This is a genomic window from Pseudomonas sp. 2725 (assembly GCF_050434585.1).
GTDB classification, from domain to species: domain Bacteria; phylum Pseudomonadota; class Gammaproteobacteria; order Pseudomonadales; family Pseudomonadaceae; genus Aquipseudomonas; species Aquipseudomonas jessenii.
Map to the genome: position 1 here is coordinate 336,373 of NZ_JBNDIV010000001.1, position 15,693 is coordinate 352,065.

Annotated in this window: 19 protein-coding genes; 18 read left to right on the forward strand and 1 reads right to left on the reverse strand. The window is 57.9% G+C overall.

Annotated elements, in window-relative coordinates:
• Nucleotides 1–854 precede the first annotated feature (854 nt).
• Together ABIE16_RS01555 and ABIE16_RS01560 are read left to right on the forward strand one after the other, a co-directional pair.
• Nucleotides 855–1,280 carry an HIT domain-containing protein gene (locus tag ABIE16_RS01555; RefSeq protein ID WP_057713514.1) on the forward strand — a complete coding sequence of 142 codons (426 nt, stop codon included), beginning with the start codon at nt 855–857 and terminating at the stop codon, nt 1,278–1,280.
• Between the two features lie 3 nt (nt 1,281–1,283).
• Entirely contained in the window at nt 1,284–1,490 is a 207-nt protein-coding gene (locus ABIE16_RS01560) for a SlyX family protein (protein ID WP_008052459.1), read from the forward strand.
• A gap of 64 nt (nt 1,491–1,554) precedes the next feature.
• Here ABIE16_RS01560 and ABIE16_RS01565 read toward each other — a convergent pair whose 3' ends face one another.
• A complete protein-coding gene (locus ABIE16_RS01565) occupies nt 1,555–2,157 on the reverse strand; it encodes a cold-shock protein (protein WP_057713515.1) in 603 nt (200 codons plus the stop codon).
• Nucleotides 2,158–2,669: 512 nt separating this feature from the next.
• Here ABIE16_RS01565 and ABIE16_RS01570 point away from each other — a divergent pair.
• From ABIE16_RS01570 to queC, 16 genes are all read left to right on the forward strand, one after another.
• Entirely contained in the window at nt 2,670–3,005 is a 336-nt protein-coding gene (locus ABIE16_RS01570) for a ribbon-helix-helix domain-containing protein (protein WP_429520439.1), read from the forward strand.
• A 136-nt stretch (nt 3,006–3,141) separates the two neighbouring features.
• Nucleotides 3,142–3,363 carry an FmdB family zinc ribbon protein gene (locus ABIE16_RS01575; protein WP_032829812.1) on the forward strand — a complete coding sequence of 74 codons (222 nt, stop codon included), beginning with the start codon at nt 3,142–3,144 and terminating at the stop codon, nt 3,361–3,363.
• Nucleotides 3,364–3,482: 119 nt separating this feature from the next.
• Nucleotides 3,483–5,258, forward strand: coding sequence for an aspartate--tRNA ligase (gene aspS, locus ABIE16_RS01580; RefSeq protein WP_007995642.1), 1,776 nt, complete (start codon nt 3,483–3,485; stop codon nt 5,256–5,258).
• Between the two features lie 129 nt (nt 5,259–5,387).
• A complete protein-coding gene (locus ABIE16_RS01585; protein WP_007995641.1) occupies nt 5,388–6,134 on the forward strand; it encodes a YebC/PmpR family DNA-binding transcriptional regulator in 747 nt (248 codons plus the stop codon).
• Between the two features lie 158 nt (nt 6,135–6,292).
• Nucleotides 6,293–6,817 carry a crossover junction endodeoxyribonuclease RuvC gene (gene ruvC / locus ABIE16_RS01590; protein ID WP_008015799.1) on the forward strand — a complete coding sequence of 175 codons (525 nt, stop codon included), beginning with the start codon at nt 6,293–6,295 and terminating at the stop codon, nt 6,815–6,817.
• A gap of 113 nt (nt 6,818–6,930) precedes the next feature.
• On the forward strand, nt 6,931–7,539 hold the full coding sequence (ruvA, locus tag ABIE16_RS01595; RefSeq protein ID WP_008052450.1) for a Holliday junction branch migration protein RuvA: 609 nt from the start codon (nt 6,931–6,933) through the stop codon (nt 7,537–7,539).
• Nucleotides 7,540–8,601 carry a Holliday junction branch migration DNA helicase RuvB gene (ruvB, locus tag ABIE16_RS01600; protein WP_057713517.1) on the forward strand — a complete coding sequence of 354 codons (1,062 nt, stop codon included), beginning with the start codon at nt 7,540–7,542 and terminating at the stop codon, nt 8,599–8,601.
• Between the two features lie 127 nt (nt 8,602–8,728).
• Nucleotides 8,729–9,196, forward strand: a complete 468-nt coding sequence (gene ybgC / locus ABIE16_RS01605; protein ID WP_057713518.1) for a tol-pal system-associated acyl-CoA thioesterase — start codon at nt 8,729–8,731, stop codon at nt 9,194–9,196.
• Complete coding sequence (tolQ, locus tag ABIE16_RS01610; protein WP_007897030.1) at nt 9,186–9,881, forward strand: protein TolQ; 696 nt, start codon at nt 9,186–9,188, stop codon at nt 9,879–9,881. Before ybgC ends, tolQ begins: the two co-directional genes overlap by 11 nt.
• 23 nt (nt 9,882–9,904) lie before the next feature.
• Nucleotides 9,905–10,357: a protein TolR gene (tolR, locus tag ABIE16_RS01615; RefSeq protein ID WP_162135951.1), complete on the forward strand. Its 453-nt coding sequence runs from the start codon at nt 9,905–9,907 to the stop codon at nt 10,355–10,357.
• Nucleotides 10,357–11,436, forward strand: a complete 1,080-nt coding sequence (gene tolA, locus ABIE16_RS01620; RefSeq protein ID WP_056726036.1) for a cell envelope integrity protein TolA — start codon at nt 10,357–10,359, stop codon at nt 11,434–11,436. The genes tolR and tolA overlap by 1 nt, the downstream gene beginning before the upstream one ends.
• A gap of 17 nt (nt 11,437–11,453) precedes the next feature.
• Nucleotides 11,454–12,734: a Tol-Pal system beta propeller repeat protein TolB gene (gene tolB / locus ABIE16_RS01625; RefSeq protein ID WP_167362903.1), complete on the forward strand. Its 1,281-nt coding sequence runs from the start codon at nt 11,454–11,456 to the stop codon at nt 12,732–12,734.
• Nucleotides 12,735–12,786: 52 nt separating this feature from the next.
• Complete coding sequence (gene pal / locus ABIE16_RS01630; RefSeq protein ID WP_003178634.1) at nt 12,787–13,284, forward strand: peptidoglycan-associated lipoprotein Pal; 498 nt, start codon at nt 12,787–12,789, stop codon at nt 13,282–13,284.
• Nucleotides 13,285–13,290: 6 nt separating this feature from the next.
• Nucleotides 13,291–14,124 carry a tol-pal system protein YbgF gene (gene ybgF, locus ABIE16_RS01635; protein WP_057713519.1) on the forward strand — a complete coding sequence of 278 codons (834 nt, stop codon included), beginning with the start codon at nt 13,291–13,293 and terminating at the stop codon, nt 14,122–14,124.
• Nucleotides 14,125–14,290: 166 nt separating this feature from the next.
• Nucleotides 14,291–14,938, forward strand: coding sequence for a 7-carboxy-7-deazaguanine synthase QueE (gene queE / locus ABIE16_RS01640; protein ID WP_007995628.1), 648 nt, complete (start codon nt 14,291–14,293; stop codon nt 14,936–14,938).
• Nucleotide 14,939: 1 nt separating this feature from the next.
• Nucleotides 14,940–15,632, forward strand: a complete 693-nt coding sequence (gene queC, locus ABIE16_RS01645) for a 7-cyano-7-deazaguanine synthase QueC (protein WP_429520440.1) — start codon at nt 14,940–14,942, stop codon at nt 15,630–15,632.
• Nucleotides 15,633–15,693: the final 61 nt, after the last annotated feature.

Below are 15,693 nucleotides of genomic sequence, written 5' to 3' on the forward strand. Positions count from 1 at the left end.
TCTGGGCGGCTCTTTCTTTTTGTGTCGGCGCAAACTTATATCACGCCGACAATGTTGGCGATACTTGCGCATCTAACCTTTCGCCTTCTTTACGACCCTGTCGCAAACAGCGTGGTAGATGTCGCAAATTTCCAGCTCCGACGCAACCGGGCGGACAACTTTAATGCTGTTTTTTGCGCCTTGTCGTCGGTAAAAAGAGTCCTGGTGAAACGTTTGAATCTCCATCGGGCTACCTTGCCACTGTTTTTTTTGCCTGAGGGCCTCCGCTTCCAGCGGGTGCGACTCGGGCGATGTTGGGTATGAATGCAACAAGCGTGCACAAAATCGTGTTTTTTCACGATTATTTTATAATTGACTGCCAGGTGCTGTAAAAACCTCATAAAACCGGGGGGTTCAAGCGCTTTTAGTTTGGGCTTGACGCCTTGCCTGACATCATGTTTCGGCCTTCTGGTCGACAGTCTGGCTACCAAAAATGTTACCGGTTCACCCCACCACTGAGTAAATGGCGGATGTCGAAGCGTTCAGCGTAGACCCACTGTGCGGTTTTGGTGCAAAAAATTTTAGCCCTGTACTGAATTCATCTCTGTTGGCCGCTTGCCTGTAGCGAACTTTTCCTTGTTGATCAGTCATTTCGACGTTTGTTGCCTGTCGTTCGGTTCTGTAAAGGTGCGCGGCAGCGAAAATTGTCCCATTCGGGGGCGGCTGTCAGCTTTCCACTGGCGCTCGTGGCTTCGATGCAAGGTTCGCCGTGAAGCCTGCGCCGTTCGCAGGTATGCTGCCGTCCGGTCGCTTGGTGCGCTGTCCCTCTGGATGGGCGCTAAGCTGAAAATGATGGCCCGGCGGGAGTACGCGCAGTGTTCACTTTAGATCCACGACTTCAACAAGACACGTTACCGATCGGGGACTTTCCGCTCTGCCGGTTGCTGCTGTCCAACGATTCGAACTATCCCTGGTTCATCCTGGTACCTCGTCGCGAGGCTATCAGCGAGATATTTCAGTTAGATGTCCTAGAGCAACAACAGCTTTGGCAGGAAACAACAGTGCTGTCGCAAGTGCTCAAGGACGCGTTCGATGCGGACAAGTTGAATGTGGCGGCGCTGGGCAATGTCGTGAGTCAGTTGCACATGCATGTGATTGTGCGCAAGCGCGAAGATGCCGCCTGGCCAGCGCCGGTTTGGGGTAAGCATCCGGCGAAACCCTACAGTTCGGAGCAGATCGCCGCGATTCGCGAACGTTTGCGCTTGATTTTGACCGATGAATTTACGTTTCTGGAGGGCTGAAGCATGAGCCTGGAAGAGCGCGTTACCGAGCTTGAAAGCCGTCTGGCGTTTCAGGATGACACCATCCAGGCGTTGAACGATGTGCTGGTGGCGCAGCAGCGGGTGGTCGAGCGCCTGCAGCTGCAAATGGCTGCGCTGCTCAAACGGCAGGAGGAAATGGTCGGGCAGTTCGAGTCATTCGAAGAAGAGGCGCCGCCGCCGCACTATTAGGAGCGTCGCAGGCATGAAAAAACCGCGGACAGCTCAGCTGTGCGCGGTTTTTTTTAGCCTTGAATCAGCGGCGCGGCAGTGCGGCGATCACATCTTCGGCTTGCAGGCCCTTGTCACGATTCATGACGGAGAACTCCACGCGCTGGCCTTCGACCAGGACACGGTGGCCTTCGCCGCGAATGGCCCGGAAGTGGACGAAGATATCGTCACCGGAGTCGCGGGAGATAAAGCCGAAGCCTTTGGATGTGTTGAACCACTTGACGGTGCCGGTATCGCGGTTGCTCATGTCGTAGCTTGGCGAGGTGGCGGCTGGTGACGACTTGTAGAAGCTGATGCCCAGGTGCAGGGTAACGGCGATCAGGGCTGCGACCAGGCTGAACAATACAGCGGGTTGACCGGCGATGACGGGCATCGGTGCGATCAGCGTCAGGGTCTGCAGGACCACGCTCAGAACCAGCAGGGCGCTGACCAGGTTTTGCAGTTGGTGACGCGGGCCTTTGTTCCAGTAAGGGATGACAGGCGCAAGTGTGAGGTTGAGCAGGCCGAAAAAGGCCAGGTACAGCGCGTCGGGTTGTTGCAGGTAAGGTAAGGCTTCGGATTGCAGGCTAGGGATGAAGGACAGCAGCAAGGCCGCTGCGCCTATCAACAGATGGACGATTTTCAACATTTTGATTAACTCACGTTAAGACAGCTCACAAGGAAGAGCTGATGGCGCACGGTTCGCTTCAAGATAATAAAGAGGCGTTGGACACGTACCCGGTATCAGCCTATGCGCCGTACCCGGAAAAAATGGGCACTGGCGACACACTGTCTATTTAACAGCAAAGCCGCAGGCTACTCAAATCAGGGCGTCCGGCGGCTCTTTTGGGGGGGATTAGCCGTGGGTTGCCCGAAGTTCCGGGGCTGCGGTACGACGGCGGGTTTTGCCAGGCACCTTGAAGTGTTGTTCGCGCTCTTCTTTCCTACGCCATTCCATTAGGTGCTTCTGAAGGGGGTATCGCTTCGCTGCGTGGGAAAATGTCCGGAGTAGGACGCTCTCCAGGGTCTGCCAAACGTTGTTGGCTTATCCTACGTCGAGGGTCATAAAGTCGGCTGGAAAAGACCTTTGTATCTGCGTTTTTATAAGTCGACACACAGTTGCGCTTAAAGAAACCAGGATGGCAAAGGAGTGTCAGCGTTATGGTTTATGAAAGGCAGGAAGAGGGGCGATACGGTTCGCACAAGGATGTAAAGGTTGATCCGTTTGTTCGCGAGTTCGATATGGGGCTGGCGCAGCCCTTGTCCCGCTCCGTGCGATTGAATGGCTTCGCCACCTGTTTGCGGCTCGAGCAGGTTTATTGGGATATTTTGGGGGGGGTGGCCCGGGTCAATGGTTGCTCGGTCAACAACCTGTTGTCTCATGTGGATCGCGAAGTTCATTTGCGTCACGGCGGGGTGAGGAACTTCAGTGGATTGGTGCGGGTTGTCTGTGTCGTGCACAGTCTCAAGGAGGGGGGTTGCATCGCCACGGCCTAGTCTGGGCGGCGAAAACAGCAGAGTGTCGGTCTGTGCAGTCTTACGGCTGCACAGGCCGCATTTAATGGATATAATCCCGCTCTTTGCCGCAAAACCCTGCGTTTACGGTAGCAATCTGATCGCCGAGACAACCTCCATGCCGATGTACGATTATCAATGTGCTTCCTGTGGTCATCAGTTGGAAGCCATTCAAAAGATCAGCGATGCACCGCTGGTCGACTGCCCTGCCTGTCAGGCGCCAGAGCTTAAAAAGTTGCTGTCCATGCCGGGCTTCCGCCTCAGCGGCACGGGTTGGTACGAAACCGATTTCAAGACCGGTTCCAAGAAGAACCTGGCCGGCGGCGACAAAGCTGACTAAGGTCTGGAACCTGAGTTGAACGACACGCGTGCTCTTGCATCACCCGACGACTTTTTAAAAGGCGGGGCTGCTGTAGGATCTCCACCGAATTTCGAATTACGAGAAGTGAAACCACGACCATGATGCGCAGCCATTATTGCGGCCAACTGAACGAAAGCCTGGACGGCCAAGAAATTACCCTTTGCGGATGGGTCCACCGTCGCCGTGACCACGGTGGGGTGATTTTCCTCGATATCCGTGATCGTGATGGTCTGGCCCAGGTCGTGTTCGATCCGGACCGTGCTGAAACCTTCGCCGCTGCCGATCGCGTGCGCAGCGAGTACGTCGTGAAGATCACCGGCAAGGTTCGCCTGCGTCCGGCCGGCGCGACCAACGCCAACATGGCGTCGGGCATGATCGAAGTCCTGGGCTACGAGCTGGAAGTGCTGAACGAGTCGGAAACCCCGCCGTTCCCGCTGAACGAGTTCTCCGACGTCGGCGAAGAAACCCGCCTGCGCTATCGCTTCCTCGACCTGCGTCGCCCGGAAATGGCCGAGAAGCTGCGTCTGCGCTCGCGCATGACCACAAGCATCCGCCGCTTCCTGGACGAGAACGGCTTCCTCGACGTCGAGACGCCGATCCTGACCCGTGCCACCCCGGAAGGCGCACGCGACTACCTGGTACCGAGCCGTACTCATGCCGGTTCGTTCTTCGCCTTGCCGCAATCGCCGCAGCTGTTCAAGCAACTGCTGATGGTGGCCGGCTTCGACCGTTACTACCAGATCGCCAAGTGCTTCCGTGACGAAGACCTGCGTGCCGACCGTCAGCCGGAATTCACCCAGATCGACATCGAGACCAGCTTCCTCGATGAAAAAGAGATCATGGGCCTGACCGAGCAAATGATCCGCAACCTGTTCAAGGAAGTGCTGGGCCTGGAATTCGGCGAGTTCCCGCACATGACCTTCGAAGAAGCCATGCGCCGCTACGGTTCCGACAAGCCAGACCTGCGTAACCCGCTGGAACTGGTGGACGTGGCCGATCAGCTCAAGGAAGTCGACTTCAAGGTGTTCAGCGGCCCCGCCAATGACCCTAAATGCCGTATCGCTGCCTTGCGCGTCCCGGGCGGGGCGAGCATGCCGCGCAAGCAGATCGACGACTACACCAAGTTCGTCGGCATCTACGGTGCCAAGGGCCTGGCGTACATCAAGGTCAACGAGCGTGCCAAGGGCGTTGAAGGCCTGCAGTCGCCAATCGTGAAGAACATCCCTGAAGACAACCTCAACGTGATCCTCGATCGCGTCGGTGCGGTCGACGGCGATATCGTGTTCTTCGGCGCCGACAAGGCGAAGATCGTCAGCGAAGCCCTGGGCGCGCTGCGGATCAAGCTCGGCCACGACCTGGACCTGCTGACCTGCAAGTGGGCACCAATGTGGGTCGTCGACTTCCCGATGTTTGAAGAAAACGACGACGGTAGCTTCACCGCCTTGCACCACCCGTTCACCGCGCCGAAGTGCACCCCGCAAGAGCTGGAGGCCAACCCGGCTGGCGCTCTGTCCCGTGCCTACGACATGGTATTGAACGGTACCGAACTGGGTGGCGGTTCGATCCGTATCCACCGTAAAGAGATGCAGCAGTCGGTGTTCCGTCTGTTGGGCATCAACGAAGCGGAACAGGAAGAGAAATTCGGCTTCCTGCTCGATGCCCTGAAATACGGCGCGCCACCGCACGGTGGCCTGGCCTTCGGTCTGGACCGTCTGGTCATGCTGATGACCGGCGCCCAGTCGATCCGTGAAGTGATCGCCTTCCCGAAAACCCAGAGCGCGGCGGATGTCATGACTCAGGCGCCGGGCCAGGTGGATGCCAAGGCATTGCGCGAGCTGCACATTCGTCTGCGCGAAACGCCTAAGGCCGAGTAAGGCTGACCTGAAGGGCGCATCTGTGGATGCGCCCTTTCCTTTATAGGCAGAGCAGTTCAAGATTTTTGTTTGCCGGCCGGCGCAATGCAGCGCGGCGGGCAATGTTTCAAAGAGAATTCGGAGCGAGTTATGGCAGGTCATTCCAAGTGGGCGAACATCAAGCACCGCAAAGAACGTCAGGATGCCAAGAGGGGCAAGATCTTCACCAAGTGGATTCGTGAGCTGACCGTCGCTGCCCGTCAGGGTGGTGGTGATCCAGGCTCCAATCCGCGTCTGCGCCTGGCCCTGGACAAGGCCCTGGGTGCGAACATGAGCCGCGACATCATCGATCGTGCCGTCGCCCGCGGAACCGGCGCTGCCGACACGGACGACGTGGTCGAACTGACCTACGAAGGTTACGGTCCGGGCGGCGTGGCGGTGATGGTCGAATGCATGACCGACAACCGTAATCGCACCGCAGCCGCTGTTCGTCACGCGTTCAGCAAGTGCGGTGGCAACCTGGGGACTGACGGTTCGGTGGCCTATCTATTCGAGCGCAAGGGGCAGATCTCCTTCGCTGCCGGCGTTGACGAAGACGCACTGATGGAAGCCGCCATGGAAGCCGACGCCGATGACGTGGTGACCAACGAAGACGGTTCGATCGACGTTTTCACCTCGTTTGCCGGATTCTATTCCGTGCGTAACGCACTGGAAGCGGCGGGCTTCAAAGGTGACGACGCTGAAATCGTCATGTTGCCGACCACCAGCGCCGAGCTCGATCTGGAAGGCGCCGAGAAAGTCCTCAAGCTGATCGACATGCTCGAAGACCTGGATGACGTGCAAAACGTCTATTCCAACGCGGAGATTCCGGAGTCGGTGGCCGCGCAGCTCGGCTAAAGGGCAACAATGTCCCATGTGGGAGCGGGCTTGCTCGCGAAAGCGGTTTAATATTCAGCAACGATGTTGTCTGATAGTCCGCATTCGCGAGCAAGCCCGCTCCCACATTTATTTTTCGCTGAGCTGAAGATCGTGTTTTTTCTTAACCCGCAGGCGTTATGACTTTAATTCTTGGTATCGACCCCGGTTCGCGCATCACCGGTTACGGTGTGGTTCGCGATACCGGCCGTGGCTGTGAGTACGTCGCCTCCGGTTGTATCCGCACCGGTGCCGGCGAGCTGCATGAGCGACTGCAGATTGTCTACCGCGGGGTGCGGGAGATCATTCAGACTTACCACCCGGTGACCATGGGGATCGAAAAGGTGTTCATGGCCCGTAACGCCGATTCCGCCCTGAAACTGGGGCAGGCCCGTGGTGCCGCGATCGTGGCGGGAGCCGAGGAAAGCCTGGAAATTGCCGAATACACTGCAACCCAGGTCAAGCAGGCGGTCGTCGGTACCGGTGCGGCCAACAAGGAACAGGTGCAGATGATGGTCATGCACATGCTCAAACTCACCAGCAAACCGCAGATCGATGCTTCGGATGCCTTGGCCATTGCCATCTGCCACGCTCATACCCGTTCCAGTCTGTTGCCCCATGGTCTGGGAGCTGCACGCAGTCGTGGCGGGCGCCTGCGTCTCTGATAGCATCAGTAATCATTTTCATGGAGTGAGGGTATTCCGCCTGTGTTGTCGGCGGTATTCCTCGCTCTATCAGTCGCTGGCCATGAGCTGGCCAACGCTCAAGGATTTGTAACGTGATTGGACGTTTGCGCGGCACCCTGGCTGAGAAGCAGCCTCCCCATCTGATCCTGGATGTAAATGGCCTGGGCTATGAACTTGAAGTGCCCATGACGACCCTTTACCGCTTGCCGTCGGTCGGTGAGCCGCTAACCTTGCACACGCATTTGGTCGTGCGCGAAGACGCACAGTTACTCTATGGTTTTGTTGGCAAGCGTGAGCGCGATTTTTTTCGTGAATTGATCCGTCTCAATGGCGTCGGGCCGAAACTGGCCCTGGCCTTGATGTCGAGCCTGGAAGTCGACGAACTGGTTCGTTGTGTACAGTCACAGGACACTTCGGCGCTGACCAAGGTCCCGGGCGTCGGCAAGAAAACCGCCGAGCGTTTGCTGGTGGAACTCAAGGATCGCTTCAAGGCCTGGGAAACCGTACCGGCCATGTTCGCCCTGGTGCCGAACCAGCCGGATGGTCCGGCTCCGGTGAACACTGCCGAGACTGACGCCGTCAGCGCCTTGATTTCCCTGGGCTACAAGCCCCAGGAAGCGAGCAAGGCAGTGTCTGCGATCAAGGAGAAAGATTTGAGCAGTGAAGACATGATCCGCCGCGCCTTGAAGGGAATGATCTAAGTGATTGAAGCTGATCGTCTGATCGCTGCCACGCACAGTCCGCGTGAGCGCGAAGAAGTCCAGGACCGAGCCATTCGCCCGGTCAGCCTGGCCGAATATATTGGCCAACCGACCGTTCGCGAGCAGATGGAGTTGTTCATTCAGGCTGCGCGCGGTCGTAATGAATCCCTGGATCACACGCTGATCTTCGGGCCGCCCGGCCTGGGCAAGACCACCCTCGCCAACATCATCGCCCAAGAAATGGGCGTATCGATCAAGAGCACCTCGGGGCCGGTGCTGGAGCGCCCCGGTGACCTGGCGGCGCTGTTGACCAACCTTGAACCCCACGATGTGCTGTTTATCGACGAGATCCATCGCCTGTCGCCCATCGTTGAAGAGGTGCTGTACCCGGCCATGGAGGATTTCCAGCTCGATATCATGATCGGCGAAGGTCCGGCCGCGCGTTCGATCAAGCTGGACCTGCCGCCGTTCACCCTGGTCGGCGCAACGACCCGGGCGGGGATGCTCACCAACCCGTTGCGTGACCGTTTCGGCATCGTTCAGCGTCTTGAGTTCTACAACAACGCCGATTTGTCGACGATTGTCAGTCGTTCGGCGAGTATCCTCGGTTTGCCGCTGGACCCGGAAGGCGCCTTCGAAATCGCCCGCCGTGCCCGTGGCACCCCACGAATCGCCAACCGTTTGCTGCGCCGGGTGCGCGACTTCGCCGAAGTTCGCGCCAAGGGGCATATCACCAAGCCGATTGCCGACCTGGCGCTGAACCTGCTGGACGTCGACGAACGTGGCTTCGATCACCAGGACCGACGTCTGTTGTTGACCATGATCGAGAAGTTCGACGGCGGGCCAGTCGGGGTCGACAGCCTGGCCGCCGCCATCAGTGAAGAGCGTCACACCATCGAAGACGTGCTGGAGCCTTACCTGATCCAGCAGGGTTACATCATGCGCACGCCACGGGGGCGGGTGGTGACGCGGCATGCCTACCTGCATTTCGGCTTAAACATTCCGTCACGATTGGGCGAAATGCCCGTGGTAGACGAGTTTCTTGAAGCCGCTGACGATTAATTAACATTGCGTGCTGATTTTTTCGGGCAATGTAGGGTCCCAGGACCGTACTTTCACGTGAAAGCCGCAGAACAATGAAAAACAGTTGCCATGCCGGATTGGCAACCTGAGGAGTAAGCACTAGAGTATGCGCGCGCAAAACGGGCTTGAGCCTTTCGCACATCGTTGTCGCGTTTATTACGAGGACACCGATGCGGGCGGCATCGTGTATTACGTTAATTACCTCAAGTTTATGGAACGGGCTCGAACCGAGCGGCTACGAGATCTGGGCTTTGCCCAATCGCAGCTGGCAGGGGAGGACCTGTTGTTCGTCGTGCATTCCAGCGAAGCGCGCTACCACGCGCCGGCGCGACTGGACGACGAGCTGCTGGTAAGCGCTGAAGTAATCGAATTGAACCGTGCCAGCCTGCGCTTCAAGCAGCAGGTCAGGCGAGCAACGGATAATGCACTGCTCTGCGAAGGGCAGTTTCTGGTGGCCTGTGTGCGCACTGAAAGTTTAAAACCCCGGGCCATTCCCGAAGCTCTACGAGCGGCCTTTGCCGACGTGAGCGGCGCGGGTACACACTCAAAGCAGGAGATAAAGCGTGGAAGCTAACGTCGTCGACCATTCCTCCATGTGGAGCCTGGTCAGCAATGCCAGTATCGTGGTGCAACTGGTAATGCTGATCCTGGTAGCCGCATCGGTGACCTCGTGGATCATGATCTTTCAGCGCAGCAACCTGCTGCGCGCCGGTCGACGTGCCCTGGAGAGCTTTGAAGAGCGCTTCTGGTCGGGTATCGACCTGTCCAAGCTGTACCGTCAGGCCGGCAGCAATCCGGACCCTGACTCGGGTGTCGAACAAATCTTCCGTGCCGGTTTCAAGGAATTCTCCCGTCTGCGCCAGCAGTCAGGCGTTGACCCGGAAGCGGTCATGGAAGGTGTGGCGCGTGCCATGCGCGTTGCCATTTCCCGCGAAGAAGAAAAGCTTGAGCAGAGCCTGCCCTTCCTGGCCACCGTTGGTTCCGTCAGCCCGTACATCGGTCTGTTCGGTACCGTCTGGGGGATCATGAATTCCTTCCGCGGTCTGGCGACCGCCCAGCAAGCGACCCTGGCCACTGTGGCCCCGGGTATCGCCGAAGCACTGATTGCCACCGCGATCGGTCTGTTCGCTGCCATTCCAGCCGTTATCGCTTACAACCGTTTTGCTGCGCGCAGTGAAACCCTGCTGGGCCGCTACTACACCTTCGCCGACGAGTTCCAGGCGATCCTGCACCGCAAAGTGCACACCAGCGAAGAATAAGCAGGTAATTTCCAATGGCTTTAATCGCTCGAGCTCGCAAAAAGCGCAAGCCGGTCGCCGAGATGAACGTGGTGCCTTACATCGACGTGATGTTGGTGCTGCTGGTCATCTTCATGGTGACCGCGCCGATGCTCAATCAGGGCGTGAAAGTTGATCTGCCCAAGGTTTCCAGCGAAGCCTTGCCGCAGGACAACAACACCCAGGTCCTGACCATTTCCATCAAATCCGACAAGACCTACTACTGGAACCTTGGTAGCGAAGTCGACACCGAAAAGCAGCAGGATCGGGCCATGACCCTGCCGCAGATGACTGACGCGGTGACCAAGATCATTCGCGTCGGTAACGAAGGCGGCAAGCGTACCCAGGTCTTCATTCGCGGCGACAAGAGTGTCGATTACGGCTCCGTAATGGGCGCCATGGGCGGGTTGCAGAAAGCCGGGGTCGGTAATGTTGGCTTGATTACCGAGGCGCCCTGATGCAGCAACAGCGAGAGCCGTCCGCCTCGGAAAGCTACTTCTGGCCTAGTGTCTGGGCGATTGGCTTGCACGTGCTGGTGTTCGGCATGCTGTTCGTCAGCTTTGCCTTTACCCCGGAACTGCCGCCGGCCAAGCCGATTGTCCAGGCGACCTTGTACCAGCTGAAATCGAAAAGTCGGGCCACCACCCAGACCAATCAGAAGATTGCCGGTGAGGCGCAGAAATCTGCTGCGCGTCAGACCGAAGTCGAGCAGATGGAACAGAAAAAGGTCGAGCAGGAAGCGGTGAAGGCTGCGGAACAAAAGAAAGAAGAGGCTGCTCAAAAGGCCGAAGAAGCCAAGAAGGCCGACGAGGCGAAGAAAGCGGACGAGGCGAAAAAGGCTGATGAAGCCAAGAAAGCCGACGATGCGAAGAAAACCGCGGAAGCCAAGAAGGCAGAAGAGAAACAATTGGCTGATATAGCCAAGAAGAAAGCTGAAGAAGAAGCCAAGAAAGCTGCGGAAGAAGAGGCCAAGAAAGCGGCCGCTGAAGAAGCCAAGAAAAAGATCGTCGAAGACGCGAAGAAGAAAGCCGCGGAAGACGCCAAGAAGAAAGCTGAAGCTGAAGAGGCGAAGAAGAAAGTCGCCGAGGAAGCGAAGAAGAAAGCTGCTGCCGATGCTGCGAAGAAGAAATCGCAGGATGCGGCACGTAAATCCGCCGAAGACAAAAAGGCCCAGGCCCTGGCAGATTTGCTTTCAGACACGCCGCAGCGTCAGCAGGCCTTGGCCGATGAGCAGGGCGACGAAGTCGCCGGCAGTTTCGATGACCTGATTCGTGCGCGTGCAGCGGAAGGCTGGGCTCGTCCACCTTCGGCACGCAAAGGCATGACGGTCGTGTTGCAAATCGGCATGTTGCCGGACGGTACGGTGACTTCGGTCAGCGTGTCCAAGTCCAGTGGCGACGGTCCGTTTGACGCATCGGCTGTTGCAGCGGTGAAGAATATTGGACGTTTGACAGAAATGCAGGGAATGAAGCCGAGTGATTTCGCTCCGTATCGTTCATTCAAGATGACATTCACACCTGAGGATCTAGCCTTGTGAGAAACCTTCTTCGAGGAATGCTGGTCGTTATCTGCTGCATGGCAGGGATGGCGATGGCAGATGAGAAAAACATTCTGGTTACCAGCGGCAGCGATCGGGCGACCCCGATCGCCGTCGTGCCGTTCGGCTTCCAGGGCGGTAGCGTGCTGCCGGACGACATGGCGGAAATCATCGGTAACGACCTGCGCAACTCGGGTTACTACTCGCCGCTTCCAAAGCAGAACATGATCAGCCAGCCGAGCCAGGCCAGCGAAATCATCTTCCGTGACTTCAAGGCACTGGGCGCCCAGTACGTCATGGTCGGCAGTATTGTGCCGGCGGGCGGTCGCCTGCAGGTGCAATACGCACTGTTCAACGTGGCCACCGAGCAGCAAGTGCTGACCGGCAGCGTGTCCGGCGGTGTCGATCAGTTGCGCGACATGGCGCACTACATCTCCGACCAGTCGTTCGAAAAACTCACGGGTATCAAGGGTGCCTTCTCGACTCGCCTGCTGTACGTAACGGCCGAGCGTTTCTCCGAGAACAACACTCGCTACACCCTGCAACGTTCGGACTACGACGGTGCTCGCGCCGTGACCCTGCTGCAGTCGCGCGAGCCGATCCTGTCGCCGCGTTTCGCACCGGATGGCAAGCGCATCGCTTATGTCTCCTTCGAGCAGAAGCGTCCACGCATCTTCATGCAGAACATCGACACCGGTCGCCGTGAGCAGATCACCAACTTCGAAGGCCTGAACGGTGCGCCAGCCTGGTCGCCGGATGGCAATCGCCTGGCGTTCGTACTGTCGAAAGACGGCAACCCGGACATCTATGTGATGAACCTGGGTTCGCGTCAGATCAGCCGCGTCACCAACGGTCCTGGCATCAACACCGAACCGTTCTGGGGCAAGGATGGCTCGACCATCTACTTCACTTCCGACCGTGGCGGCAAACCGCAGATCTACAAGACCAGTGCCGGTGGTGGCGGTGCCGAACGCGTGACTTTCGTCGGTAACTACAACGCCAACCCTAAACTGTCGGCTGATGAAAAGACGCTTGTCATGATTCACCGTCAGGATGGCTTCACCAATTTCAAGGTGGCGGCCCAGGATTTGCAGCGCGGTAGTGTAAAAATCCTCACTGATAGCACTCTGGACGAGTCGCCTACTGTCGCGCCCAACGGCACCATGGTAATCTACGCCACCCGCCAGCAGGGCCGGGGAGTCTTGATGCTCGTGTCCATCAATGGACGCGTAAGGCTCCCGCTTCCTACCGCACAAGGCGAAGTCAGAGAACCTTCCTGGTCCCCTTACCTGAACTGACGCGGCGCTATACGTTGTACTTAACACACTGGGGTTCATTAGGAGTTTCACGATGGAAATGCTGAAGTTTGGTAAATTTGCTGCGCTGGCACTGGCCATGGCTGTAGCTGTAGGTTGCTCGTCCAAAGGCGGCGACAATGCCGGTGAAGGCGCGGTAGATCCAAACGCTGGTTACGGCGCAAACACTGGTGCAGTTGACGGCTCCCTGAGCGAAGAAGCTGCTCTGCGCGCTATCACCACTTTCTACTTCGAATACGACAGCTCGGACCTGAAGCCAGAAGCCATGCGCGCTCTGGACGTTCACGCCAAAGACCTGAAAGCAAACGGCGCTCGCGTTGTTCTGGAAGGCAACACCGACGAACGTGGTACTCGTGAGTACAACATGGCACTGGGCGAGCGTCGTGCGAAAGCCGTTCAGCGCTACCTGGTACTGCAAGGTGTTTCCCCAGCTCAGCTGGAACTGGTTTCCTACGGCGAAGAGCGTCCAGTTGCTACCGGCAACGACGAGCAGTCCTGGGCTCAAAACCGTCGCGTCGAACTGCGTAAGTAATTCGTCATGCGAACGTGCCGTCGTGCTGTAACTGTTCTGGCTCTCAGCCTCGCGCCGCTTGCGGTGTGGGCTGCGGTTCCTGTGGTCGATAACGACTCCGGCTATAACAATAGCGGGAGCAGTTATCCGCCTGCAGGTTACGGTACGAACGGCGCCTATGCCGGGGGAGGGGTTTCGGCCCCTGTCTCGGCACAGGGCGAGCTGTTCAACCAACTGCAATCAATGCAGCAACAGATCGAGCGCCAGCAAGGTGCGATTGAAGTTCTGCAAAATGATGTAGCGCGCATGAAGCAGGAAAACCTGGAGCGATATCAGGATCTTGATCGGCGCATAGGAACCGGCGTTGCACCAGCCGCGACTCCTGAAAATTCTTCCACCGGTGGCGATTTGAACGCCCCCGGTGCAGCAGCTGGTGCAGGGGCAGCTGCCGCCCAGGCACCGGCCGCAGGTAGCGAACCGGCGGATCCGGCGAAGGAAAAGCTCTACTACGATGCTGCCTTCGACCTGATCAAAGCCAAGGATTTCGACAAGGCCAGTCAGGCTTTTGCCGCATTCCTGCGCAAATACCCGAACAGCCAGTACGCGGGCAACGCCCAATACTGGTTGGGCGAAGTGAACCTGGCCAAAGGCGATCTGCAAGGCGCAGGTCAGGCATTTGCCAAGGTTTCGCAGTTGTATCCCAAGCACGCCAAAGTGCCGGACTCGCTGTACAAGCTCGCTGATGTAGAGCGCCGCTTGGGGCATACCGACCGAGTCAAAGGCATTCTGCAGCAGGTGGTTTCCCAATATCCGGGCACTTCCGCCGCTCAGTTGGCCCAGCGCGATCTGCAAAAAATGTAAGCCTGCTTGACCCGTTTCAAAGAAACCCGCGCTTGTCGCGGGTTTTTTCGTTAGAATTCACGCCCTTTTTATGAAACACGCTTTTGGGGGCCTGCGCTTTGCCGGGGTTCCTTCAAGTGCCTGACGGAGGCGGACAGCCTGTTTAGCTGTTACGCCCGTGGCGACTATGCAAGACACATTGAGAATCACCGAAGTTTTCTACTCGTTGCAGGGTGAAACGCGGACTGCCGGCCTGCCCACTGTTTTTGTGCGCCTGACCGGTTGCCCTCTGCGTTGCCAATACTGCGACAGCGCCTACGCGTTCACCGGCGGGACCATTCGCACGCTCGACGACATCCTCGAGCAGGTCGCAGGATTTCGCCCGCGTTACGTCTGCGTCACGGGCGGCGAGCCCCTGGCACAGCCCAACGCCATTCCCTTGCTCAAGCGCTTGTGTGACGCCGGTTACGAAGTGTCACTGGAAACCAGTGGCTCCATCGATATCTCGGCAGTAGATTCCCGGGTCAGTCGCGTTGTCGACCTGAAAACCCCGGGTTCGAAGGAAGCACACCGCAACCGCTACGAAAACATCGAGCTGCTCACGCCCAATGATCAGGTGAAGTTTGTCATCTGCTCGCGAGAGGACTATGACTGGTCCGTTTCCAAGCTGATCCAATACGGTCTGGACCAGCGTGCCGGTGAGGTTCTGTTCTCGCCAAGTCACCATGATCTCAATGCCCGGGATCTGGCGGACTGGGTGGTGGCAGACAACCTGCCAGTGCGTTTGCAATTGCAGCTGCATAAATATCTATGGAATGACGAGCCGGGGCGCTGAAATGACTGAACAACTCAATACTGCTAAAAAACGTGCGGTCATCCTGCTGTCCGGTGGCCTGGACTCGGCGACCGTCGTGGCCATGGCGCGCGCCGAAGGCTACAGCTGCTACACCATGAGCTTCGACTATGGTCAGCGCTCTCACGCTGAACTGTACGCCGCCGAGCGTGTGGCGCGGGACCTGGGTGTGGTCGAGCACAAGGTGATCGGCCTGAACCTGAACGGCATGGGCGGCTCGGCCCTGACCGACAGCAGCATCGATATTCCAGAGGAGCTCGGTGAAGGCATTCCCGTGACTTACGTGCCTGCGCGTAACACGGTGTTCCTGTCCCTGGCCCTGGGCTGGGCAGAAGTACTCGGCGCACGGGACATCTTCATCGGTGTCAACGCCGTGGATTACTCCGGTTACCCGGACTGCCGTCCCGAGTTCATCGAGTCGTTCGAGCGCATGGCCAACCTGGCAACCAAAGCCGGTGTTGAAGGCAATGGCTTCCGTATTCAGGCACCGCTGCAAAACCTCAGCAAGGCGCAGATCGTCCAGGCGGGCGTGAAGCTTGGCGTGAACTACGGGCTGACCGTTTCCTGCTATCAGGCCGACGATGAAGGCCGTGCGTGCGGCAAGTGCGACAGCTGCCGACTGCGTGCGGAAGGCTTTGCAGCGGCCGGAATCAGCGATCCAACCCCTTATTTTTGATTTATTTCAAAATAGGTGTTGAATAGTCCTTAAAAATCAGTATTATACGCGCCACCACACA